General features: G+C 39.1%; 23 protein-coding genes. 7 read left to right on the top strand and 16 right to left on the bottom strand.

The window, feature by feature from the left end; all coding sequences use genetic code 11:
- Positions 1-103: 103 nt before the first annotated feature.
- The 6 genes from JNUCC21_RS09300 to JNUCC21_RS09275 all read right to left on the bottom strand — a co-directional run bounded on the left by JNUCC21_RS09300 (position 104) and on the right by JNUCC21_RS09275 (position 3,751).
- On the bottom strand, positions 104-646 hold the full coding sequence (locus JNUCC21_RS09300) for a GNAT family N-acetyltransferase (protein WP_015239919.1): 543 nt from the start codon (positions 644-646) through the stop codon (positions 104-106).
- 232 nt (positions 647-878) lie between these two features.
- The gene (locus JNUCC21_RS09295) at positions 879-1,640 is read right to left on the bottom strand and encodes an N-acetyltransferase (protein ID WP_015239918.1); all 762 of its coding nucleotides are present in this window, start codon (positions 1,638-1,640) and stop codon (positions 879-881) included.
- 34 nt (positions 1,641-1,674) lie between these two features.
- Entirely contained in the window at positions 1,675-2,088 is a 414-nt protein-coding gene (locus JNUCC21_RS09290; protein WP_251248435.1) for a UPF0715 family protein, read from the bottom strand.
- A gap of 51 nt (positions 2,089-2,139) precedes the next feature.
- On the bottom strand, positions 2,140-2,778 hold the full coding sequence (locus JNUCC21_RS09285) for an HIRAN domain-containing protein (protein ID WP_251248436.1): 639 nt from the start codon (positions 2,776-2,778) through the stop codon (positions 2,140-2,142).
- A gap of 32 nt (positions 2,779-2,810) precedes the next feature.
- The gene (locus JNUCC21_RS09280; protein WP_251248437.1) at positions 2,811-3,278 is read right to left on the bottom strand and encodes a hypothetical protein; all 468 of its coding nucleotides are present in this window, start codon (positions 3,276-3,278) and stop codon (positions 2,811-2,813) included.
- A 152-nt stretch (positions 3,279-3,430) separates the two neighbouring features.
- A complete protein-coding gene (locus tag JNUCC21_RS09275; protein ID WP_225307349.1) occupies positions 3,431-3,751 on the bottom strand; it encodes a hypothetical protein in 321 nt (106 codons plus the stop codon).
- Positions 3,752-3,893: 142 nt separating this feature from the next.
- Between JNUCC21_RS09275 and adhP the strand changes: the two genes are divergently transcribed.
- Complete coding sequence (gene adhP, locus JNUCC21_RS09270) at positions 3,894-4,910, top strand: alcohol dehydrogenase AdhP (RefSeq protein ID WP_369878771.1); 1,017 nt, start codon at positions 3,894-3,896, stop codon at positions 4,908-4,910.
- A gap of 137 nt (positions 4,911-5,047) precedes the next feature.
- Here adhP and JNUCC21_RS09265 read toward each other — a convergent pair whose 3' ends face one another.
- The 3 genes from JNUCC21_RS09265 to JNUCC21_RS09255 form a co-directional block, all read right to left on the bottom strand.
- A complete protein-coding gene (locus JNUCC21_RS09265; RefSeq protein ID WP_369878770.1) occupies positions 5,048-5,548 on the bottom strand; it encodes a DinB family protein in 501 nt (166 codons plus the stop codon).
- Between the two features lie 64 nt (positions 5,549-5,612).
- A complete protein-coding gene (locus tag JNUCC21_RS09260) occupies positions 5,613-6,527 on the bottom strand; it encodes a YafY family protein (RefSeq protein ID WP_224181744.1) in 915 nt (304 codons plus the stop codon).
- Positions 6,528-7,133: 606 nt separating this feature from the next.
- Positions 7,134-7,319: a hypothetical protein gene (locus JNUCC21_RS09255; protein WP_369878769.1), complete on the bottom strand. Its 186-nt coding sequence runs from the start codon at positions 7,317-7,319 to the stop codon at positions 7,134-7,136.
- 352 nt (positions 7,320-7,671) lie between these two features.
- Between JNUCC21_RS09255 and JNUCC21_RS09250 the strand changes: the two genes are divergently transcribed.
- Positions 7,672-8,094 (top strand): hypothetical protein, encoded by a 423-nt coding sequence (locus JNUCC21_RS09250; protein WP_369878768.1) that lies wholly within the window; start codon positions 7,672-7,674, stop codon positions 8,092-8,094.
- 513 nt (positions 8,095-8,607) lie between these two features.
- Complete coding sequence (locus JNUCC21_RS09245; protein ID WP_003154037.1) at positions 8,608-8,706, top strand: YjcZ family sporulation protein; 99 nt, start codon at positions 8,608-8,610, stop codon at positions 8,704-8,706.
- A gap of 149 nt (positions 8,707-8,855) precedes the next feature.
- Here JNUCC21_RS09245 and JNUCC21_RS09240 read toward each other — a convergent pair whose 3' ends face one another.
- From JNUCC21_RS09240 to xylA, 5 genes are all read right to left on the bottom strand, one after another.
- Positions 8,856-9,062 carry a hypothetical protein gene (locus JNUCC21_RS09240; protein WP_369878767.1) on the bottom strand — a complete coding sequence of 69 codons (207 nt, stop codon included), beginning with the start codon at positions 9,060-9,062 and terminating at the stop codon, positions 8,856-8,858.
- On the bottom strand, positions 9,056-9,184 hold the full coding sequence (locus tag JNUCC21_RS09235) for a hypothetical protein (protein ID WP_369878766.1): 129 nt from the start codon (positions 9,182-9,184) through the stop codon (positions 9,056-9,058). The genes JNUCC21_RS09240 and JNUCC21_RS09235 overlap by 7 nt, the downstream gene beginning before the upstream one ends.
- 309 nt (positions 9,185-9,493) lie before the next feature.
- Complete coding sequence (gene ppsA, locus JNUCC21_RS09230) at positions 9,494-12,091, bottom strand: phosphoenolpyruvate synthase (RefSeq protein ID WP_369878765.1); 2,598 nt, start codon at positions 12,089-12,091, stop codon at positions 9,494-9,496.
- 174 nt (positions 12,092-12,265) lie between these two features.
- On the bottom strand, positions 12,266-13,765 hold the full coding sequence (gene xylB / locus JNUCC21_RS09225) for a xylulokinase (RefSeq protein ID WP_369878764.1): 1,500 nt from the start codon (positions 13,763-13,765) through the stop codon (positions 12,266-12,268).
- 131 nt (positions 13,766-13,896) lie between these two features.
- On the bottom strand, positions 13,897-15,234 hold the full coding sequence (xylA, locus tag JNUCC21_RS09220) for a xylose isomerase (RefSeq protein ID WP_369878763.1): 1,338 nt from the start codon (positions 15,232-15,234) through the stop codon (positions 13,897-13,899).
- Positions 15,235-15,497: 263 nt separating this feature from the next.
- Here xylA and JNUCC21_RS09215 point away from each other — a divergent pair, with 263 nt between their 5' ends.
- Positions 15,498-16,652: a xylose repressor gene (locus JNUCC21_RS09215; RefSeq protein ID WP_007410360.1), complete on the top strand. Its 1,155-nt coding sequence runs from the start codon at positions 15,498-15,500 to the stop codon at positions 16,650-16,652.
- Between the two features lie 143 nt (positions 16,653-16,795).
- Here JNUCC21_RS09215 and xynB read toward each other — a convergent pair whose 3' ends face one another.
- Together xynB and JNUCC21_RS09205 are read right to left on the bottom strand one after the other, a co-directional pair.
- A complete protein-coding gene (gene xynB / locus JNUCC21_RS09210) occupies positions 16,796-18,397 on the bottom strand; it encodes a xylan 1,4-beta-xylosidase (RefSeq protein ID WP_369878762.1) in 1,602 nt (533 codons plus the stop codon).
- 43 nt (positions 18,398-18,440) lie between these two features.
- Entirely contained in the window at positions 18,441-19,832 is a 1,392-nt protein-coding gene (locus JNUCC21_RS09205; protein ID WP_369878761.1) for an MFS transporter, read from the bottom strand.
- 563 nt (positions 19,833-20,395) lie between these two features.
- On the opposite strand from JNUCC21_RS09205, the gene JNUCC21_RS09200 reads away from it, so the two are divergent.
- From JNUCC21_RS09200 to JNUCC21_RS09190, 3 genes are all read left to right on the top strand, one after another.
- Positions 20,396-21,490 (top strand): L-dopachrome tautomerase-related protein, encoded by a 1,095-nt coding sequence (locus JNUCC21_RS09200; RefSeq protein ID WP_369878760.1) that lies wholly within the window; start codon positions 20,396-20,398, stop codon positions 21,488-21,490.
- A 1,096-nt stretch (positions 21,491-22,586) separates the two neighbouring features.
- On the top strand, positions 22,587-23,642 hold the full coding sequence (locus tag JNUCC21_RS09195) for a DUF4917 family protein (RefSeq protein WP_369878759.1): 1,056 nt from the start codon (positions 22,587-22,589) through the stop codon (positions 23,640-23,642).
- Positions 23,643-23,703: 61 nt separating this feature from the next.
- Entirely contained in the window at positions 23,704-25,530 is a 1,827-nt protein-coding gene (locus JNUCC21_RS09190; protein ID WP_369878758.1) for a T7SS effector LXG polymorphic toxin, read from the top strand.
- Positions 25,531-25,537 lie beyond the last annotated feature (7 nt).

Raw genomic sequence — 25,537 nt, 5'->3', positions numbered from 1 at the left:
GGTATGATCGGTAACCTAATGAAGTATTTAACTTAAATACAAAAAAACCTGCTTTCAGCAAGGTTTTTTCGACAAAGGGGAGATTATTTCCCCACAAATTCTATTAACTATGTTTTTGTTTTAACCATTCTTTCTTTAGCAATGCGTATTGGTAAGTGTTTTCATATTTAGGTGTTCCATCCTCGTGTGCAGTAAATGAAATAAATTCAAGAAAATAACCTTCTTTACGCATTCCTAATCTTTCACATAATTTTTGTGACCTGCAGTTATTATCTTCAACATATGCATAAAGCCTTCTTGCTTCTTTTTGCATAAAGAGATACTCAAAGAAAGCCTTCGCACTTTCACTTGCGTATCCCTTCCCTTCAAAACGGGCATTGAAATTCCAACAAACAGAATAGGTATCTGGCTCTTCTTTTAAATAAAATAGTTCTCCGACCAGATCATTACTGTCTTTTAAACAAACTGCAATATAAGAGTCATCTCGGCTTCTTTTTTGAACGTTTACGGCAGCTTCTTCTAACGTAGACATTCTGTCATCAAGAAAGCAATTCACTCTCGGATGTGCAGAATATTCCAACAGACCTTGCGCATCTCTCTCGGTAAAATTTCTTAAAATTAAGCGAAGGGTTTCAATTTTTTGCATTTGCAGTCTCCTGTTTCATTGTTATCGATCTTTGAAAAGAACTTCTTCAACAGATCTTATTCGTTTGTTGAAGAACTTATCTCAATCTATTTTTACTATAATGATGGACGTTATCATCTTTGTCAAAAACAATAATCATTCATTTGCCACCCGCGGTGTAAAGTACTGAACAATTTTCGTGAAAAACCCTCAGTATCGAATATAGAAACGAGGAATAGTAATTAAAACAAAGTTAAGCCATTAAAAGCTTATTGAGTATTTTTTCAAACTTATTCACGCTCATCATCTCATGAGTGAGAAATGTCCCATTATAAAACACGCTGAAAGTCGTCCAAACTGCCGGGGATTTTTGCGCCATATCTTTTGACGTTATTCGCCGGGCCTGAAAATGAAGTCCTTTCTTTTCAGTCAGTTCCTTTAAATCCTTTAACAATCCGACTGCAAATGGGCATTGAGCTGTATAAAATATTGTGATTCCCTCATCATTAACTGAATTACTTTTCACCTGTTTTTTAAATACAGGAGGATGTGCATGTTCATTCCACGTCAGTGACATCAACTGAAAATAGGGTTCTGCTTCATCTTGCACAGCAAATCCCATATGTTCAAAGAAATGCTTATCACTTAAATAAGGGAGTTTTTTCTTCCCCACTATATGAACTATCCCATCCATACCGCGGGATTTTGCATCTGACACACATTTTTCTAACAAGTGTTTCGCATGTCCGTTATTCTTATATTTACCTGAGACCCAAAGACAATTAATAAACATAAAATGAGGTGCGCTTACCGGAACCCACGCTTCTTCTGCAGGTAAATATTCAATAAAAACTTTTGCCTGTTCGTTTAGGCGATAGAACACCAAGCCATCAATCATCCGATCCTTGAGCCAGCTCTTCTTTTCATTTACCGCATCCTCATATTGTTTCGTACCTAATGCACAGCAAATATGATTGTCATCAATATTGCCTCTAGTCAACTCAATGTATTTCATTTTTCCTCACCCGCTTTCTTTTGGAACACCAGCTTTACTTGCAGTGAACATTGTAATTTCTCAGAAATATAGAGTCCCAGAACCAATATATGAACGCAGCAACAATGCTCATTATGTAATAAATGAAACTTCTGAAAACTGTGAAATCAATTGACGGATTATCTATGTGCCAGAACAAGAACACAGCTAAAAAAGCGACTGCTGTATAAATGAAAAGATGAACCAAGCTAAACTTTTTAGGCTTCTTTCTTAGCCATAGTTGCACAGGAACAGCAAACAAAAAGTAAGTAATAAATGCGTAAAAAGCAATGATAACCACAGTAACCAATGCAAATGGCACAAAACCCGAGTATACAAACATATATAGCCCGAAGATCAAACCATACGACAAACTTGAAAAAACCAATGTGTAGGTATAGCTCTTTAATCTTGTTGAATTCAGCTTCAAGTCACCGCCCCGTTCATTTACTTCGCACTTACAATATCTTAGTTTTATTGTCTATTTGTCTGTTTTAATCACTATTTGACATTCAATTTTATAATCTGTTTCTCCTGTTTCAATCTTTGTATCATCGCGGTTAACTTTATATTTCCCTCCATACAAACTTGCTGATATCGGGTGCCTTATACCACTCTTTAAGTGATCGTAAATGTATTTCTTGCCTTCTTGAAAATTCTTTCGAGGAACATGTCCTACTTTGCAATCATTTACATAGACAGCTATAGCTTCCGGATCGTACTTGTTGTTCTCTTCTAACCGCAATTCACAATTTGAGAAAAGGGAATTATGATAAATAAATATCGGCTCATCAAAAGTTGATTCTAGAATCTCTTTATTTGTCATACCATCATATTTTTTATCGAAGAAAAAGCTATCTTCATCCTCAGTCTTGATGGCTTTCTTAATATCTTTTTGATAGTGTGATGTTCCTGCAACCTTAAAGTCTATATACTCGAAAAATGCAGACTTTTCTTCATATTTCCTTGAGAAGCCTGTCTCTTGAATCAAGATTGGGAAATTTTCTTTTTTCGATACCATCTCTGTTTCGTTATTAACGCCAACAGTGTTAATATTATTATTTTTATTCTCATTTTGTTCATTTTTAACTTTGTTCTTGAAAATGTTGAGTATACCCAAATGTACCCCTCCATTTGAAATAAAAGATTGGTTTAATCAAAAAACTCATCATCAATAAAATCATTTTCTCTTGCAAGTTTATTCGAATCCTTTTTAAAAAACCTTTGCTTCAGTTTTTCTTTAACTGTTAATTTTTTTTTGTTTTTGTCCTGACATATATGACATATATAATCTCCGTTGTTTGATAAATGAATAAGTAATTTATCGACACCTGACCTTTTACAAATACACATCCTGTGCTGACCATTACTAAACGAAATATGACCGCAAGCATTTACGCTTGCATATATTCCTGAATGTTTTTTATGCATGTCTGGTTTTATGTAGTGCGCAGCCAATCTTCTGCATTTTAGTGCATATTCATGATCTTCGCCTTCTAAAGCATTAAATTCCTTATCAGTTAAATCTAAGGAGCACTTTCCTGTTCTAACTTTATAACAGTCATGTTTACTTAGCCTAAAATAAAAAGAATGTTTCGTAGGATTTATTAACTGATCCAACCTAATCCCCTTCTCTTTAAAAGAATGATTTTATGCAACTCCTTAAAATTTGTATTTCGTTACTTTTATTGTAACTTTAGTTTACTATGATTACTTTTAATTATCAGTATAGCCATAAAAAAGGTCAAGGAAATACCTTGACTGTGTATCGCTCACCAATCTGCATCCGGCTCATCGTGTTCGAATCCGTAAAAGCCTTTAATGCACACATCTCCGCAGCCGGCTCCTTTTGTGATCAATAAGTAATGATTTCTGTTTGCATCACCATTCACCTTATCAGCCGCGCTCAATTTCAAATGATTACCCGTGAAATTCTTTTCACTAAGGGTAAAATCATCTCCTGCCAGTGTAATTCTCTGCAGTTTAAGCTCAAATATCGGCAGAACGATTACGACCACAAATTCAAAGCATTCTGTGGCATTTGGAGACGACAAACCCCCATTTAAACACCATTCGGATGACAAATCATCCATAGATTCCTCCCTGCATAGCTCCCACAATTTTTGCAGAAACACTTGTCCGTAAAATAATGTAAGGGTTTTCAAAACAAGAGCGATGTGCTAAATTGTAAGATAAGTAACAATTTTCTGCGAATAATAAAAAGGGGTGTATGATGTGAAAGCAGTAGTAGCAACAAAAGACAAAAGTATAGCGATCGTACAAAAAGAATTACGTCCTTTGCGACATGGTGAAGCCAAAGTTAAGATGGAATACTGCGGTGTATGTCATACTGACTTACATGTTAAAAATGCTGATTTCGGGGATGTTACTGGCGTCACTTTAGGTCATGAGGGAATAGGCATTGTAACTGAGATTGGTGAAGGCGTAACAAATTTAAAAAAGGGAGACCGCGTCTCTATTGCCTGGATGTTTGAAAGCTGCGGCCGCTGCGAATATTGCCTAACTGGCCGTGAAACCTTGTGCCGGGATGTAAAAAATGCCGGCTATACAGTTGACGGCGCAATGGCTGAAGAAGCAATCGTAGCGGTTGATTATGCAATAAAGGTGCCGGAAAATTTAGATCCTGCAGCAGCAAGCAGCATTACTTGTGCAGGTGTAACAACTTATAAAGCGGTTAAAGTCAGTGAAATTAAACCAGGTCAATGGATCGGTGTATTTGGAGTCGGCGGTTTAGGCAACTTGGCTGTTCAATATGCAAAAAACATCTTTAACGCTAAAGTGATCGCTTTCGACATTAGCGATGAAAAATTGAATTTTGCTAAGAGCTTAGGCGCTGATGCGGTTGTAAACAGTTTAAACGAAGACCCCGTCGCTAAAGCAAAAGAAGTGACTAACGATTTAGGGCTTGATGCAGTGGTCATCACGGCTGTCTCTAAAACCCCTTTCAATCAAGCGATTGATGTTGTAAAAGCAGGAGCTCGCGTAGTCGCCGTCGGTTTACCGGTGGACAAAATGGATTTAGATATTCCCCGTCTCGTGTTAGATGGAATTCAGGTAGTAGGTTCATTAGTAGGTACCAGAGAAGACCTGAAGGAAGCTTTTCAATTTGCTGCAGACGGTAAAGTTGTACCTAAAGTGACAAAACGCCCGATTGAAGATGTGAATGATATTTTTGAAGAAATGGAGCAAGGCAAAGTGACCGGCCGTATGGTTATCGATTTTACTTCCTAATCATTAAGGCTGCCGGGAATGATACGGCAGCCTTTGATCTCTATTCTTGCTCAGCGCCCCACCCAGATGTCATTTAGTTCAGAAAAGAAACTTTACAGACCATTCAGCGGTTATTCATTTTGCAAGTATTCTCTGAACTAATCCTGATACCAATATAATACAAGGTCATTCATTGCCGAAGTGTAGCCCTGCTGTCTTAACATAGTTGTTATGCTGCCCCGATGATAAGTTCCGTGATTGGCAACATGGAATAAAATTTCTGAGTAAGCAGTTTCTCTGTAACCTAACCAAGGATTATTTAAGTTCATTTTTTGTTCTAAATCTGTTTGGCTATTCATCCATTCTTCAAACTGTGAAGCCAGTTCTTCATAAGACGCCGCAAATTCATCTGCAGAATATAAATGAGCCCTTTCTGCATAAGCCGCAGAACCTTCCACTGCTTCCTGCATGTCTATTCCTTTAAGTACTTGCAGCCACATAGCATCCACCGCGAAGATGTGACTGAACGTTTGAGCAATTGTAGGATATGAACTGCGAACCTCTTTATAAAGAACGTTACTTGGTAATTCCTTTATTCTTTCTAATAACGCTTTATTCGCCCAAACATGGTACTGATACATATTTTTCGCATGGTTCATTTAACATCTTCTCCTTTAAAGTTGATGCTTATGATTATAAAAAAAGATATATGACAGCAGATCGTCATACATCTTGATAAACTTTCATTATTTTTTTGGCTTCAGCGATTAATTTTGATTGCAGCTGCACCGGTTTTATCATTTTAGCTCCGCTGCCAAAACTTAAGAGAATTGATATAAGCCATCCGGCATGAAGAGGCTGATAAACAGAAATGGTAAACGTCATACTTCCATCACTGTTCATGACTTTAGACGCGTTCTGAAATTGATCTAAAGCTTTTGCCAGAGAATTGGGATCAACCCAAATGACAACATCCTCAAACCCTTCCGCATTGGATTCTGAATAAGATGGTTCATCTTTCACTTTGTGACTGCGCAAAAACTCTTCTTGAGTAAGCGTTATATTCATCATACGTGATACTCTAAATTCTCTATCGTCTTGACGTTCTCTGCAGAAGCCATATACATACCAATTACGAAACTTATAATGAAGGTGGATAGGTTCTACTTCACGTGATGTAAATTCATTCTTATTACTGACATAATCAAAGCGTACTGCCTTTTTTTCCTGTATAGCTTTTCGCAGCCGGATTAATGAATTCGGTTCTGTTCTAAGGTTTTCCAAGTTAACATACAAAGTCCTGCTGCTTTCGCTTGTATCCAGAGATTTTAATCTATCTATCGTGTGTTCAACTTCCTTATCTTCAAAAACACTCGACAAACTGCTTAATACTGTAATTAAATTCAATACATCATGAGAACCGATTAAACTTTTATCAAATTTGTATCCTCTCATTATCCCAAAACCGCCGTTAGCCCCTTGGTATGAAACGACTGGTATTCCAGCTGCACAAATCGCTTCGATGTCTCTATAAATTGTCCGCGTTGATACTTGAAATTCATCAGCTAAACTGGAAGCAGATAAAATTTCATTATGTAAGAGCTTGAATATGATTGATAACAAACGTTCTAATTTCAATTCTCAATTCCTTTCCTTATTAGGGTTGGAAGTGCTCTTTTGGCTCTGACACATTTATGCCGCTCACCTCCTGTCACTTCAAGATACCACGCAGAAAGCTTAATTTTTCCACCCAACCGCATAATATGCGAATAACCATATGCTTTGCGACCCCGATAAACCCTTCTATCGCTTCATCTGATATTCAATAAAACGCATGTTGAACCTTTGCTTATGTATACAGCTTCATCTTCACTGAGTAATTTGAGGCCCAATTTAATCTACATAATAGTTCACTGAATCTCTCAACAACTTTAGATAAAAATCTTCTTTTTATAGAGATGTTCGTTCTATCGACATCCTTGTGATAAATATGGTAAAATTCATAAAAATAAGGGAGTGTTGTTACATATGAGTCTTATCATTTTAGCATCCATGCTTTTATGGGGTGCAGTGATCCACGAGCTAAACAAACCTTCAAAAAAACAAAGTAAACGAAAAATGATCCCTTTGGTATCCCTCAGTTCTTTATCTACTTTAATCATCACAATTTCGCTTTTTTCTAATTTAATTGGTTGATATTTGTTATGAGGAAACCCGCCAGAGGTTCCTCATAACACTAAAAACCTACTCACTGCACTTTTTACAGCAGACCTTATCAGAGTGTTTGCTTAACACTTTATCCATTCTCCCCACAGGCATCTTATTCTCACTCGGAAGTGTAAGATAAGCTGTTATCTCATCCCCTGATTTTAATGTTTTTCCGCAGATAGAGCATTTTAACTCAGTATTAAAGAAATTTTTTAATCCCATTCAGAAGCCTCCTTATTTACCTTTATAAAGTAATACGTTAATGCTTTATAAAAGTTTCAGGTTAAAGAAATACTTCTTGCCTGGGAATATACTTCGTTTCAGTTGATCCGCAGCCGCCCCGGTCATCGTTGCCTACAAATATACCCCACCCAATAGGCCGCTTTTTCATTTTAAGTGAAATCATCTTCATGCTTTGACCAGTTTACTGCAGTGTACGGATTGTAAATTTGTGACATTTATTTGTCCTCTTAAAATTTTTTCTTCTTCTCTCAATTTGAAAAAGAAGGAATTATTTTATAAATATTGTAAATTTATAGCTGTATCACATTCACTATTAAGAGGAGGAATACGAATGAAAAAGAAAGTTATTGCCGGCGCTCTTGCTTTTGGGTTAATTCCATTAATGGGGACTGAAGATGTTTCTGCAAAATCCTTGCCAAATCCAGATAAAGTTATGAAACCTGCTGGTTGGTCATGTGACGCTCCGTATATTGCCTGTCAGCCTTTTTCTGGCGGTACCGGTAAGGTTTCATTCAACTATCAAGGCAGCTCTCCAGGAAAAATCAGAGTTTTTGTTGCGAATGACGGCAGCAAATCTTTCAAATTCACCATTAATTATCCTAATGGGAATACACTCTTATCCTCTACGACATTAAATGCGGGGAAAACGTTCATTCAGGAATTCAGCGTTAACCAAAAAGGAGAATACATCCTGAAATATGATAGCGGCACCGGTGATAGTGTCGATGGTTTCTTTAGATCTGTTGAGATTTAAATTCCGTTAGGAAAGTCGGCAGTTTTGCCGACTTTCTTTTACAAGCCTTCTGCAGGAATAAACGTAAAGTTTCGAATAAACATATGACCTTTTTGAAACGGAAACTTTATCGGCATCACAAACCCGCAAGCAGCCTCCTTGTATCGTACCTTCCGTCCCTTTGTGATTTGTTTTGATTTGTCGTATACTGCGCTTGCCCGGGAAATGATGAATATTTTCGTTAACTATAATTTCCCTGTACCTCTTCGTATGTGGCTCTGCATGATGAAGTAACTTCATGGCTCACCACTTTCATACACAGTTTTATTGCATGTTTAGCCATATCCCTCCTCTTTAAACAGCAAACCGTTTAATCCATTTCTCTCTTTCAGTTAACTTTCCATTATTTTATATTCTTAGAAGCTCTTCATTTTAGACATAACATCCATTTTTTCTTATTTAGACTTAAATCTATGTCGAAATTTATCGTCCGGCATATTATGTACTATCCTAACAACAGGAGGTGGCAATAATATGGGGAACTACGGTGGAAATTACGGTGGAAGTTCTTTCGTATTGATCGTTGTGCTGTTCATTTTGTTAATCATTGTAGGTGCTGCATTCCTTTTCTAGCACATTGACGATTTATATTCGTCTCCCAAACATTGCATCCCTTAGTTCGGACAGACGCCATAAGAAGTTTTATGGCGTTTTTACTTTTTAAAAAAATCCATCTAAGATAACCATTTTTTATTTTTGCTCTGGTAAGCGGGAACGTTTCCTCACCTGCCTGCGCCAATATTGCCGCTATGAAGAATGAGGCGAATAATCCAAAAAGCATTGATCCATTCTTTAAAAACGATTCCGAAGATCAACAATTTGCTAGCAGTTCCATATAAAATAGCTAAACCAGTGATTGCCCATTGGCTAATATTCTTATCGCCTAAACAATCTGATACATATCCAGTCCAACACTTAGCACTCAGCATGTTGATGATGGCCCCGTTGTATCTTCTGCAGACCTTTCTCTTTCAAAGACACCAGACTTATCTTCATCTTTAACGCCATTAACCCAAAATGTCATTTTGTTTTTGAATAAAGACTTGTTCATGAACATAGCCCCTAAATAGTTGTTACTAAGGCGTTTTTAATTCATCAGGATTACAGATGTTGTGAACTTAAAAAGGATATTACTCACCCTTATAAAATTGTCATTCGTTAGATTTAGTCACTGAATCTTATTTGTTTGGTATCTTAGCGGCCTTCCACACTCATTTAAAAAGGGTCCGCCCACAAAATACGGTGTTCACACATTAAGTCATTTTCACATAAAAAAAACCGGATTCCTCCTTTAAGAGGTTCCGGTCTTTTTTAGTTAAAATGCGGGAAATATCTGGTGACGCGCTGCATACCCCCGCTATTATAATATTTCAATAGAGCCTTCTGTTCCATGAACGCGTATTCGCTGCCCATCTTTTATCAATTGGGTTGCATTTTTAACTCCGACAACTGCAGGTAAGCCGTATTCACGCGCGATAACCGCTCCATGGGTCATCAGTCCGCCAACTTCAGTGACCAGGCCTTTTATGGATACAAACAATGGTGTCCAGCTGGGATCAGTATAAGGGGTAACTAATATATCCCCATCTTCCAAATCGGCATCTTCCATGTTTAAAATAACCCGTGCCCGCCCCTCTATGACTCCCGAGGAAACGGGCAGCCCTGCAATCGCTCCGGCCGGGAGATTTTCTCGTTTGTACTCGCCTGTAACGATTTCACCGTCAGATGTGATAACACGCGGCGGAGATAGTTTTTCATATACTTGGTACTCGCCTTTTCGTGTGCTGATGATTTGGTAATCCAATTTATGTGTGCGTACGACTTCCTGAAGTTCTTCAAAAGTGAGATAGTATATGTCCTCTTTTTCATGAATAACGCCCGCTTCTGCGAGTTGTTCGGCTTCTTTCAGTAAAGCCTGCTTATAAACGAAGTAGCGGCTGATCATGCCGTATTTTGGATATTCTCTGAACCCGCTGAAGTTCCGGATGATGCCGATCATTCGTTTGGTTTCTTTGGCTTTTTGTTCACCATCCGGCAATTGCTTCAATCGGTCTAATAACTCTTGTTCTTTCTTCAACGCCTCCTGCCGCCCTTGCTCAAATTTCCGCTGGCTGGCATTTGGCTCAAAGTTTTTGAGATTATTAAGAATCATAGGGACAAGTGCAGTTGGTTTTTCGCTCCATCGAGTTCTTGTCATATCAATTTCTCCGGCACATCGCATTCCGTACTTGTTGAGATAAGCATAGATAGCGTCACGGGTTTCCCGCCCGCCTTCACACGTCACCAGCCCATCCAAAAAGTGATCATCTTTTACATTCTCTAAATAGGCAATTACTTCTGGATAAGGGCGGATCACATCGGCGACGTCCAATAGCGCAAGCCCCATTTCCGAGGTAATATTATGGGGTACAGATTGAGAAAGCGTATCTGCTGCGTTTTTTTCACCTAACCACTCGTTCATTTTTTCGTTAATCCATGATGAAGCATCCATTGCAGTTCGAATCAACACCGAACTTTTTGGGTTAAATAAAATCTTCTTTAATTCCTTGATATCTTCCAAAATAAAACGACATAAATCAGATCCTGATTTCGTCTGGATGTTTTGTTTTAACTCTTCTATCGATGCTTGACTGCTCTTAATCAAATCAGAAACAATGGCCGGATCGTTCTCAGCTTGATCCGGCATATCTGCATTGCCTTTGCCGGGAATCGGTGCCGTTTTATCAGGTATCGGCTTAATGAAATCATCTCGCTCTATTATGGTCATAAGTGCGTCTTTTAAGAGCGGATCGTGCTGCCCCATGCCTTTTAAGAAAACTTCTCTGACAGTAGGAGATGCCAGTTGATGTGTGACATCAACGAATAGCCTTCCGCCGGCTTTACACATGGGTGCAGCAGTCGTCAACAGAAAAAATGACAATCCAAGGGGTTTTATGGGATCCGTCATCATTTGCTGATGACCAACAGAGATATAGACGCGATTTTCTTGATCGTTCGCTTCAGGAACGGGGTATAACGTTGTGATCGGACGACTTTGGACAATATAAAAAGTATCGCGGTCCAAACACCATTCGATATCTTGCGGCTGGCCGAAATGAGCTTCGATCTGTCTCCCGATACGTGCCAGCTGTAAAATTTGTTCATCAGTCAGTGTTTGAACCTTTTGCTGATCAAGAGCGATCTCCTGTGTTTCCGTTCCGCCTTCTTTTCGTCCATAGATAGCCAATTTTTTGGGTTCTATTCTCTTATCGACGATTTGCCCGTTCTGTACTTTATAACAATCGGCAGAGACTAAGCCGGAGACCAGTGCTTCACCAAGTCCAAAACCGGCATCGATGGATAGCAGCTTTCGGTTTCCGGTCATCGGATCAGCGGTAAATACAATTCCCGAAGCCTGAGGGAACACCATCCTTTGGATGATAACGGATAAATAAACTTGGCTGTGATTAAACCCATTTTGCATACGGTAAATGACCGCGCGATCCGTAAATAGGGACGCCCAACATTTACTGATATGCTGCAAGATCGCATCGACGCCGGTAATATTTAAATAGGTGTCTTGTTGACCGGCAAAAGAAGCATGCGGTAAATCCTCAGCTGTCGCACTGGAACGTACGGCATAGGCATGTTCGTCGCCGAACCGGGAGAGATGGCAAGCAACTGCTTTGACTACACCTGAAGGAATTTCTGCTTCCATAATGGTTTGCCGGATTTTTTTGCTGACTTCACCAATTTGATCGCGATTCTCCACTTTCAGCATAGTCAGTTGATCCAACAGCGCTTGTAATGTTTCGTTTTGTTCAATGGCTTTTTGATATCCTGCGGTTGTGACACAAAATCCTTCCGGTACTTGTATTCCTTGAATTTTTGATAATTCCCCTAAATGTAACCCTTTTCCTCCAACGAGCAAAGGCTGTGTTTTTTCAATTTCGTGAATGCCGAGAACCAAAGAACTCATTCTATATCTCCCCTTCAAAAAAATTTGACAAGAGCTTTTCAGCATGATATAATCATAATATAAGATGGATAACTATGACTTTTCACACAGAAAGCGCGCGTGTTCTGATTATATCACCGTGTCTGTTTTTGTGCAATATAAAAAGAACCTGGCCAATTTGGCGAGGTTCTTTCTTCATTTTTGTCTAAAACTCTTTAAAGCTGTGTTGAGATCTTTTGTGTGAACGTAAATGTTCTTATACAACTCGAATAGTGTTTTATATTTTTGAACGTTTTGTTCTTTTGGATAAAATGCAGCTGCTTCATGAATGAACTGCTCTGCGCATTCTTCAAGAGAGTCAAACCACCCGCTTCCGAAGGCAGCTAACATCGCAGCCCCCATGGCGGGACCTTGTTCATTCTCTAACTTAACCACCCTCGTATTGAAAATATCAGCCTGCATTTGAAGCCACGTTTCATTTTTAGCTCCCCCGCCAATAGAGACAACCGTATCAACTGATTTTCCCGCTTCGCGGAATAGCTCAATTGATTCATATAAAGAGAATGTGATGCCTTCCATTATCGCCCTCAAAAAGTGCTCTCTTTTATGGGCTCCGTCCATTCCGATCAAGCTTCCCCGAATAGATGAATCAGCATGCGGCGTTCTTTCACCGACTAAGTAAGGAGTGTACAGCAGTCCATTTGCTCCTATCGGAACAGATTCCACCCCCCGTAATAATTGTTCAAACGATTCGTTCGGCGCAAACGTTCTTTTAAACCAGTCCAAGCTGTACCCTGCAGCGAGCGTGACTCCCATCGTATAAAAAGAATCCTTCTTTCCATGATTAAAAAAGTGCACTTTCCCTTTAAAGTCCCTTTCTTTGTCTTCTTCACAGGAAAGTATGACTCCTGACGTCCCGATACTGCATAATGTTTTTCCGGAAGAAAGAATACCGGCTCCGACAGCACCGCAAGCATTGTCTGCTCCCCCAGCGTACACTTTTGTTTTTTCCAACAGCCCAGTCTCCGCCGCAACGCTCGGAAGCAGCGATCCTACACAGTCATGGGATTCAACAAGCGGAGGACAAATTTCCGCTGAAATACCAAATTGATTGCAAATCTCCTCGCTCCACTCTTTGCGGGTCATATGTAAAAGTAACGTTCCCGCCGCGTCGGAGTATTCGGTGTGAATGGCGCCAGTCATGCGGAATCTCACATAGTCTTTCGGAAGCAAAAAAACAGCGGTTTTATGAAAAAGTTCAGGCTCATGTTCCTTCACCCATAACATTTTAGGTAATGTAAACCCTTCAAGGACACGGTTTTTTGTGATATCAAGCAGATGATCGCCAAATGTCTCGGTAATTCTGCTACATTGAGGCGTCGTTCTGGTATCATTCCAAAGAATCGCATGACGCAGCACCTGCCGATCTTGATCAAGCAGTACTAACCCATGCATTTGTCCTGAATAGCTAATCCCGTCAATATCCCCGGGTTGAACGTTGGATATCGAAATCAATTCAGCCAATGCTTCAATTGTTTGCTGCACCCAGTCTTCAGGATTTTGCTCACTATATCCCGCCTTCTCTTGGATGAGCGGGTAACTTTTGGACGTTTCTGCACAAACCTTGCCGTTTTGATTGACTAAAATGGTTTTAACGGCACTCGTTCCAAGATCTATTCCAATGACATACTTCATTTTTTCACTCCTTCCTCTCTAAATAGATCCCCATTGAAATGACCCGCCATAACAGTAACTTCATGACGGGCCATTCCGGGAACTTGGCTGCCTGCATCTTTTTACAGCGGGATCTGGAGCTTCTTTTTTCATTATACCTGTAAAATGTATTGATTTAATATCGCTTTTAACCGCTCCTGTCTCCCTGATTCATTTTTAATTGGCTGATTGTTCAGCGCATATTGCTCAAGTGTCTTAAAATCAGCTCTTCCTTCTGCAATTTCAAGACCAATCCCTTCAGTAAAGCTGCGGTAACGGTGTTGAATCACATCTTCAAACACACGATCTTCGATTAATTTGTGGGCGGCTTTCAACCCTCTTGCAAATGTATCCATCCCTGCAACATGGGCATATAGTAAATCATCAGGCTCAAAAGAAGATCTCCTGACCTTTGCGTCAAAGTTTAATCCGCCGCTTCCAAGACCGCCATTTTGCAGAATTTCGTACATTGCTAATGTCGCAGAATATAAATCTGTCGGAAATTCATCTGTGTCCCAGCCTAAAAGCGGATCACCCTGATTCGCGTCAACAGAGCCAAGAAGGCCATGCACTCTCGCCATGCGTAATTCATGTTCGAATGTATGCCCGGCTAATGTGGCATGATTGGCTTCGAGATTTAATTTAAAATGATTGTCTAAGCCATATTGCTTTAAAAAGGCAATGGTTGTTGCTGCGTCCGTATCATATTGATGGGTAGTCGGCTCTTTTGGTTTTGGTTCAATCAAAAACTGCCCTGTATACCCGATTTCCTTCGCATAATCCACTGCCATATGCATAAATCTGGCCATATTATCAAGCTCAAATTTTAAATCGGTATTTAACAAAGTTTCGTACCCTTCACGTCCGCCCCAAAATACATAGTTCTCGGCGCCAAGCTCTTTTGCTGTTTCTAATCCTTTTTTTACTTGGGCTGCGGCATACGCAAATACATCTGCGTTACAAGAAGTCGCCGCACCATGGACGAAACGGGGATTCGTAAACATGTTTGCAGTATTCCATAATAACTTAACGCCGCTGGTACTCATGTAGTCTTTTATCATATCCACGATTAAATCCAGATTTTGATTTGTCTCTTTTAACGTACTTCCTTCCGGTGCGATATCCCGGTCATGAAAAGCAAAAAATGGCGCATCCAGTTTTTCAAACAGCTCAAACGCTGCATCTACCCTCGCTCTCGCCAGATCCATGCCTTTATAGTGATCCCACGGTCTCTGCATCGTAGCTGCGCCAAAAATGTCTGTGCCGTCAGCGGTAAATGTATGCCAATAGGCAATAGAAAATCGCAAATGCTCTTTCATCGTTTTTCCGCCAATTACTTCTTGAGAATTATAGTATTTAAATGCTAAAGGATTCGTGGATTCTTTCCCTTCGTAAATCACTTTGTTTGCGCTTTCAAAATAGTTGACCGAACCGGAATGAGAGTGAGCCATGTGTGATTTCCCCCTTAAAAATAAATTCTAAACATGATCATTCAAATACAAATGCTTTTATATCATGTTGCACATTAGTTTGTTGTCTAAACAAACTAACTTATTTTCATCTTATATAACCTCATCAGTATTTTCAATATTTTTTTTAGTTTTTTACGAACACATTAGATATAATAAAGGTTGGATTCGCTATGTACTGCGTTTCGCACGATAACACAGAACGTTCAACTTAATTTAAAGATTATACAAATGGAGTGGATGAAGTGGATATCGCTGATCAAGCCTTTGTCAAAAAAGTTAACCAAAAGTTATTACTAAACGAAATACTTAAAAATTCACCTATTTCAAGAGCAAAATTATCTGAAATGACCGGATTAAATAAATCAACTGTTTCCTCACAGGTAAACACATTAATGAAAGAAAACCTCGTATTTGAAATAGGTCAGGGACAATCAAGCGGCGGCAGAAGACCCGTCATGCTTGTTTTTAATAAAAAAGCAGGATACTCCGTAGGAATAGATGTTGGCGTGGATTATGTTAATGGCATTTTAACAGATCTTGAAGGGACGATCGTCCTTGATCAACACCATCATTTGGAATGCAATTCTCCAGAAATCACTAAAGATATTTTAATTGAGATGATTCATCACTTTATTGCAAAAATGCCGCAATCTCCATACGGTCTTATTGGTATAGGGATATGCGCGCCCGGGCTGATTGACAAAAATCAAAAAATTGTTTTCGCTCCGAACGCCAACTGGAGAGATATTGACTTAAAATCTTTCATCCAAAAGAAGTTCAATGTGCCCGTTTTTATTGAAAATGAGGCAAATGCCGGCGCATATGGAGAAAAAGTATTTGGTGCTGCAAAAAATCACGATAACATTATTTATGCAAGTATCGGTACAGGAATAGGGATCGGCGTTATGATCAACAATCATTTATATAGAGGGGTTGGCGGATTCTCTGGAGAAATGGGACATATGACAATAGACTTTAAGGGTCCTAAATGCAGCTGCGGAAACCGAGGCTGCTGGGAATTGTATGCTTCAGAGAAGGCTTTATTAACATCTCTTCAGACGAAAGAGAAAAAAGTGTCCAGCCAAGATATCATAGACCTTGCCCATCTGAATGATGTTGGAACTTTACAGGCATTACAGAATTTTGGTTTCTATTTAGGAATAGGCCTGACCAATATTTTAAATACATTTAATCCGCAAGCCATCATTTTAAGAAACAGCATCATTGAATCGCATCCTATGGTTTTACATTCAATTAAAAGCGAAGTGTCATCCAGGGTTTATTCCCAACTAGACAATAGCTATGAATTATTACCATCTATCTTAGGAAAAAATGCCCCTGCTCTAGGAATGTCCTCTATTGTTATTGATCATTTTCTCGACATGGTTCATAACTGAAATGTACATACTTCTATGTTTTACGCTCATCTTTAAAGATGGGTTTTTTTATTCTAGGCGTATTTCTGAATCAATACTGACATAGGCACCTTCTAATATGAAAAAGGAGTTCTAAAATAGAAATCTCCTTTTTCATGTGCTAATTATTTTTCTTTATAACGAAAATATCTGAAGTCGGCCGAAATATGATGACCGCTCGTATCTTGGCATTGCATCCCTACAAAAGCTCCTGTAAAGAATCCCCCGCCGCGGATGTAATCATCTGATAATTTTTTCGATTCTAATGCAATGTCGATTTTGTGCCAATCTTCTTTGTTAAATGAATACAAATATAAATATTTTTCGTTCTCAATATTCACTTTTAAATAGACATACTTGACTTCACGAGGAATCACAATTTTATTTTTTAATGGCTGTGAAAAAGAAAAGTTATCACATATCGTTAATTCAAGAATACGGCCAAGTTCTTCATCATACGTGACTTGAAGAGCCGTCCAATTCTCTGTATTGTAATAGTTCACCAAACCAGCGGCTTGCTGAAAATTTTCCGGATAAAACGCAACAGCCGTTTCCGCTTCAAAATGGAGACTTTGCCAGCGTCTGGCTACAAATGCCTGAGTAAATGTCGAAGTTAAGGATTCATGGCCGTATAATCGTAAATGATTTGGCACTTGAGTTAATGATCCTAATTTCTCCGTAAACGGAATTCTTAACGTTTGAAAATTAATATTTAATGTTGCATCCTCAAATTCATCAACTTCCGGATACGTGTCTTCAAACATTGTTTCTGGTATAGAAGGCGCATCCACTTCCAAGCTCCCTTCTTTTCCGCCTTCTACATAAGGCCAGCCATCTTTCCAATAGAGCTTTTGAATAGCTGTTTCTCTGCCCAGAGGACAATATCCTCTCTGCTGAAAAATTGAATCATCGTCCGGATGAATGGGACGTCCCGTTAAATGAGCTAAATACCACTCGCCTGTATGTGTTTGTACAATTGATGCATGTCCGCATTTTTGCAGCGGATTTTCCGGCGCATGCCATGACGTTAAGATAGGATTATCAGGATGTACTTCATATGGACCCTCAATATTTGCAGAACGGGCAATTGTAGCAGCATGTTCGAACCGTGTTCCTCCTTCTGCGGTTAATAAATAATAATAGTTCCCGATACGGTAAAGGTGCGGCGCTTCTGTCAGCTTTCTTTCAGTTCCTTTAAAAATCACTTTCGGTTTACCGATTAGTTTTTGCTCCTTATCAGAATATTCCTGCATGACAATGCCTCCAAAGGAGTGCCGATCAATACGCTGATCCCATAACATATTTAATAAATATTTTTTCCCATCCGTATCATGGAACAAAGAAGCATCAAAACCCGAGCTGTTTAATGTGATCGGCTCCCCCCAATCACCATCAATCGTGTCACAAGTCACTAAATAATTGTGGCAATCTTTCCAGGCGCCATCTACGACCTTAACATCCGTATAGATCAGCCAAAACTTTCCGTCGCTGTAACTTAAACATGGCGCCCAGACCCCGCCTGAATTAGGATTTCCTTTCATGTCTAATTGTGATACTCTCTGTAATGGATGTGCAACTAAGTGCCAATTGACTAAATCTTTTGAGTGGTGTATCTGGACTCCCGGAAACCACTCAAATGTAGATACAGCGATATAATAATCCTCTCCAACCCTGCAAATACTCGGATCGGGGTTGAATCCTTTAAGTACTGGATTGATAATCTTCATTTTGAACTCCTCCTCAGCTATTTTCTGTTGACTCATCATGTTTTTAAGCTTTGAAATCGTCAATATGATCCAAATAAACTTTGTCTCTATTCTCTAATTCTCGAACCATGCTTTTATATTTTTTCTCATCTAAGTTATAGAAATTAATATCAATCATGGCCAGAACCAGTAAGAACACGGGAATAATGGTTGTTGTAATTAAAATTCCCGTCAATGCCTCCGGCGTTTGCACCTGATTTGCCACATATCCAAACTGATCTAGAACCAAACCCGGTACAACCCCTCCCAAGGCCATGCCGAATTTAAAGAAAAATCCGATAATAGCGTATATGAGACCGCCCATTCTTTTCCCGGTCTTATACTCTCCATATTCTATTGTTTCAGGAATAAGCGCCCACATATACCCCCCGGCAGTGAGACTTCCTGCAGCGGCCAGCAATCGAAAGGAAAGTATGAGGAATACATTACTTGACGGAACGAAAAGTAATGCTAAGAGACCGATCATATTCAGTAATAATGCATAGTTTAGTAATTTCTTCTTCCCTAATAATTGATGAAGCTTTGGAATAAACGGTAAAATGACCAAAGCAGGCAAACTTCCCAACAAACCGTACCACTTCACTAAATCCGCTCTTCCTAAATTATACGTTACGTAATAGATGCCAACCGAATTACTGATTGAATTCACTCCAAAAATAATAATAAAGAAAATACTTAATACAACTAGAGGCCGATTAACACGAAACTGCTCAAATATATCAGAAAATTTAATTTTTTCTTCAGATTTTTTAAGCGTGACACGCTCTTTTGTGCTTTTAAAACAAAAGATTAAAAGGCACCCGCCTATAACTCCCATAATACCCATGGTTAGCTGCCAGCCAAGAGATTCGCTGCCGGAATTATCGCTTAAATAAGCAGCCAGTAAGGGAACAAAAAATGCAACGACAAGTCCTCCAAGATTCGCAAATAACATACGGACAGACGTTATACTAACAACTTCTTGATTATTTCTGGTCATTGCAGATGTTAACGCGCCATATGGCACGTTTATCATTGTGTATGTAAGCGATAAGCCGACATAGGTGATATAGGCATATATTAATTTCCCCATATCCGAAAAATCCGGGGTTGTAAAACAGAGGATGGCCAATATGACAAAGGGAAAAGCTCCGAATAAAAGATACGGTCTAAAGCGGCCAAACCTGCTAGTTGTTCTGTCAACTATTGTTCCGATAAAAGGATCAGCGAGAGCGTCGATGATTCTCACCACTAAAAACATCGTACCGGCTGCTGCTGCCGATAAACCAAAAACATCTGTATAGAAGAACAAAAGATACGTAGACACTGTTGCATAAATTAAATTACATGCAAAATCTCCAGACGCATATCCAACTTTTTCAACCATGCTGATCTTCTTTACATTTTCACTGAGCATGATTTCTCCCCTTTTCGATCCTTTACATAAGGAACATGATGAATGGTATAACATTTCTTTAAAATTATCGGCCAGTGAGCGGCATATAAAAGCGCTTTCAAAAGATTGATAGCGGTTTACTTTCACAGAGCATTTTCAACATCCAAATGGTGATCAGATAGCAGTGAACAGGATAAAAGCTTGGCTTTCGCTTTTTATATACCTCCAATTAAATCGAGCCTCTTATCCCCCTCCCATTTAAGACCTTTACATGATGGACAATTAAAGTGGTTTTATTAGTTTGTTGATCGAACAAACTAACTTGATTTCATATTATAAAATCTTTTCTGCTTTTTCAACTCTTTTTTCAGAGAATTTAAAACCGGCAAAGGACATACCATGTTGTAATTGCCGACTGCTTCGACAGACGTTAAGTAAAAACCCCCTGTGTCACCTGACTGATTTATTAAATGATAAGCACTTCCATCATCTTTTGTTTAGAAAAACTTATTAAGAAACATGCACTAGAAAAAATGGGAATCATATATAAGTGATATCCCGTTTAATTGGTTGAGGAGGATATGATGAAACCTATGCTGCCTTTTGAAAATTATTTCGGTGATTTAGAACTGGTTTATGCATTTTATGGAGCTATGCCTACCGGTGTTACGGTTTCAGAAAGTGGTCGTATTTTCATTTGTTTTCCGAAATGGGGAGACGATGTTAAATTTACGGTGGCGGAGATAATTGGGGATAAATTGCAGCCTTATCCTGATTTACAAACCAATTTGGTTAACCCTGAGAATATCAAAATGACTTTCATCAGTGTCCAAAGTGTAGTTACTGATGGGAGAGGAACCCTTTGGGTACTAGATACGGCGGCACCCAATTTTTCTGAACCAATTAAAGGCGGGGCAAAATTAGTCGCTGTTGATTTAAAAACCAATACAATCAGAAGAGTTTATACCTTTACAGAAGATGTTGTCCTTCCAACAACTTACCTGAATGATGTCCGATTTGATTTTCGTGTTGGAACTGCAGCTTATGCCTATATAACGGATTCTTCTTCCAAAGGACCAGGAGCTATTATCGTCGTGGATTTAGAAACCGGAAACGCATTTAGACGGTTAAATGGAGCAAATCCAACTTCACCGGATTCCTCTTTTATACCGAAAGTAGAAGGCAAAATTTTGATGAATCGTAACAGGGATGGTTCAACTTCCCCGTTTAGGCTGGCATCCGACGGTATTGCGATTTCTCCTGACGGAAAGGTATTATTTTTTTGTCCACTGACCAGCCGTCATCTGTTCTCGATCTCAACAGAAGCCCTGAGAGATAGAAATATACCGGACATGGATTTACTTTATCATGTGGCGTATTGGGGAGAAAAAGGCGCGTCTGATGGAATGATTACAGATGCAAAAGGAGCCATTTATGCCGGAGATTATGAGAACAATAGTATTCGAAAGATGCTGCCGAATGGCACAATGGAAACCATCGCACATGATCCGAGAATTTTATGGCCGGATACTTTTTCGATTGGTCCGGATGAATACTTATATGTCATCGTGAACCAATTACATCGGCAGGCTAGATTTCATTATGGAAAGGACTTACGACAGAAACCTTATAGTTTACTTCGTATCAAAATTGATGAATTTCCTGCTCCTGCTTTTTGAAAATAAAAATGGCCGGTTCAATTTTTTAGAACATAATTGGCTTCATTTAGCCTTCATCCTAAACCGAATAAGGGATTACAATAAATACGTGTCCTCAATTATGGAGTTAGATTCATAACTTCAATTTTTTTTGGTCATATTTTGGCCAAGGACAAAAATGTTGTTCTTTTAATCTTATGACCAAAACCAAAAAATCCCCTGACACCAATAGTGCCAAGGGATTGAGAGATTAATACTGAGACATGTATTGTTCGCGCTCCCACGGATGAACCTGTGTGCGGATTATAACCTAGGCAATATTGCAATGTCATAGTGCATGATAAATGTTGAATTACAGACTTTTTATTATTTCTCTTCGAATAAGAAATCATCAAGTATATTATATTTGTGGGTGTTTTGTGGGTGTCTTTGTGGGTGCCCACATCTATTCATTTTTGGATTTTTATTGTAATCTAAAGATATACATATAAAGGGAATAACACCTTAAACAATCGAGTAGAGGTTTTTAGGGGGGAATAAGAAATAATGGGCAGACGCTCCCTCTCTTTGATAGAACTACTCTGAAAACGAAAGGAATTTCGCGTGAAGGGCTTATGAGGGGGTGGTAATTTCGTGAGGTTGCGGATATCATAAACGTAAAAAACACCCCTTCCGATTTAAGGAAAGGGTGTTTTCTAACTTATGCTTTCTGAATTTTTTGTGGACTTGTCTATCCAATTGACAGCTATGTTCTGCCTGCAACGTTTGCAGGAGGCGTTTACCTTCCCATTAGCCACCCCATTTTTTTGGTAACCGCAGTTTGGACACGTATATCGAGCCCCGCCTTTCGCAGCAGCGAAAAAAGGTAGGCTCAATATCAATAAGAATGCGCCGGCAAAAATTCCGATGATAGTCAGGCTCACAAGTAACGCGCTGGCTAAAAGAAATAATCCAACCAATAAACACAGGATTCTCCCGATTCCGAAACGAGGTTTTGTAACAGTGATTGTTTTGTATTCCACTTATTGTACCTCCGAAATTTGTTATTAAAAGTATACTACTCTGTTTAACTTGTACGCAACGCGGCGCATAATAAACAAAATGAGGTGTTATCACATTGAATAAGTTCGAAGACATAGTTACAGATCATCCCGAAGTATTAGATAATTTTTTGTATGGCAATGGTTTTTCACAAGCTATTAACCGCGGTTTTGGTTACATAGGGTTTTATGAAAAGATAAAGGATGAATTAACTTCTGTGGATAGAGAACTGTTTGAAACAGTATTAAACACTACAAATTTCGAAATGGTACTTAATTCTCTCTTGAAAACAGAAGCGGTGAATAATGCATATCAAATATCGTCTGATCACCTGCACGAAAGTTACCGTAATATTAAAAACCTTTTAATTAAAGCTGTAAAGGACATGCATCCGCCTTTTTGGGACGTAAATCAAGATAAGATAGCTTGGACTTTTCACATGTTTAGGCAAAATATTTTTACCACAAATTATGATCTATTGACATATTGGGGTTGCGCTCCTATGTTTGACGAAAAATTAGTAAGCGATGGCTTTGGCTGGAGGTCTTACCATGATCAAACAGTAATTTTTTCAGAAGAGGTATTTGAAAAGACAAATAAGCTGAGTGTATTTTACCTGCATGGAGCCCTTCATTTTTATGAAGAGTATGGAAACATAAAAAAAACCCCGTCCTCCGGCGACTTGTTAATGGCAATAACAGAACAATTTGAAGAAAAGAAGTTCCCCTTATATGTTTCGGAGGGTAATTCCAATATGAAACTGACACAAATAAAGCAAAATCCGTATCTTTCATATTGTTATAGAAGTTTAAGGCGTATTGGCGGCGGCTTAACTATATTCGGTCAGGATCTCAATGAAGAATATGACAGGCATCTTATTAAAGCCATATCAGATTCAGAAACGGAATACATTGCATACGGGATTTATGAAACTGAACAAAATCCTGCAAAGGATGTCAGTCATAAAATTGAAAAATTATTCAGAAGCACTGATAAAACATTACTCTTCTTTGACTCAAAGAGCCTTTTTGACTATGCGAAAGCAAAAGCAATTTCCAGTTTCCCAGGCTTTATATCTCGTAGTTTCATAGACTTCCCTCCCTTCGTACCGCCAAAGCAGGTTAACAGTTAACTGCAGGCACGTCAATCATATGGTAAAATCTTGTTATAAATCCATATGAAAGGGTGTGTCTATGAAAGTTTTTGAAGCGAAAACATTACTTTCTGCCGCAGAAAAACGTGTAAACGAGTATAAAGAGTTACGGCATCAGATGATCGAATTGAAAAAAGCTTTCCAAGGTGTTGCCGATCTGGGTGCCGATGAGTTTTCCGGAAAAGGCGCGGATAATATAAAGGCGTACTTTCAAGACCATGCTGGATTTGCCGACCAGTGGCTCGATCTTATTAACATGAAAATCGCATTTCTCACAAGCCTTCCCGGCAAAGTCGAAGAAGCAGGTCTTTCCCAGTCTCATGTAGAAGAATCATTTCTGGAGCACGAGCTCACTCACGCCTTGAATAAATCAAAGGCGATTATGAAAGAGCAGAAAAAGGATATGCGCTCCATCCTCGGTGAGATCGAAGACATCATCTCGCTCGATTTGTTTTCAACCGAGAGCACAGATCAGAAGCTTACTTCAGCTGACAAAAAAAGAAGCGAAACAATACATAAACTCAGCAAGCTTGATCACGATCTAACCAGAGAATACGCAGAAACCGAAGCGAACGAACAGTTCATCCAAGCTGACTTCCAGCAGCTTCAAAACGCCACAGGCAAAGGGAAAAACGCCACTCCCCTTCACTACAACGCCAAGGCGTACCGTGAAAGCGACATACATAAGAAAAAAGGCGAGATTGCAAGACACTCTGATGCTTATCTTACGATTAAGGAAAAAGAAGCAAGGGAACGTGAGATTGAAAAACTGAAAGATAGACTGAACAATTTCGACTATGAGAATGCTGCTGAGTTCTACTCAATGGCCAAAACGATCGGTTATGAAAACCTGACAAAAGAACAGCAGCGATACTTTACTCAAATTCAAAACACGCAAGAACTCACAGACGGTTTCAAAGGGGTTGCAGTCGGCCTTTATGATGTTGGGAAAGATACTGTGTTAGGGCTGAAAGATCTCGCTGTCGGCACTTGGGACTTTTATCAGCTCTCTGATGAACAAAAGGTTGTTAAAACGATTTCTACTGTATTGAATACTCCGTCTTACGCAAAAATCATATGGACACACCTAGCCGATTCGTGGAATGATCAAATGGTGAATGGTGATACGTACTCTAGAGCGCACTACGTCTCCTATGCGGTGGGCAGCCTTGTCGGCCTGAAAGGTGTGGGCTCGACGGTTAACGTATCAAGCAAACTCGCAAAAACAGGCATCTCCAAGGTAGGAAAAGTATTGGAGCCTGGTGCTGCAAGCCATGTACACACAGGAATAAAAAACGGAACAGACTATATCAACTCTTTATTGAAAAATAAAAACGAACCTGCCCTTGTTGGAATAGCGAAAGATATTGAAAACACCTATAACGTAAAAAACACCCCGCTTTTAAAGAAAGAAATTCAAAAAAAGCAAGATATGCTGACACAGGCCGCGCCGTTCACACATAAAGATGCCTTTGGAAATACAGTAACAACTAACTTAAAAAATGGTCATTTAAAAAATGATGTGCATCCTATAACAGGTATACCTTATGATAAAGATGGTTTTCCAATATTTGATTCCATTGTAGAAGTGAAAATTGATAAATCATTATATCTTGAAAAAGATACTGTACAGTTTAAAAAAGCAACCGAACTCCTGTTGCAAGAAATCAACAAAAATCCCGAGTTAAAAAATCACTTTACAGAAATGCAGTTGAAGCAAATTATCAAAGGGAAAAAACCAAAAGGGTTTACGTGGCATCATCATCAAAATGAAGGTATAATGCAGCTAGTTGATTCAGATATACATGGTAAGACAGGGCACACTGGTGGAAGAAATATCTGGGGCGGAGGTTCCGAATACAGATAAAGGAGAG

This window comes from Bacillus sp. JNUCC-21 (assembly GCF_041222765.1).
GTDB lineage: Bacteria > Bacillota > Bacilli > Bacillales > Bacillaceae > Bacillus > Bacillus velezensis.
Note: the sequence above shows the minus strand (reverse complement) of the source record. Positions and strands in the feature narration are given on the sequence as shown.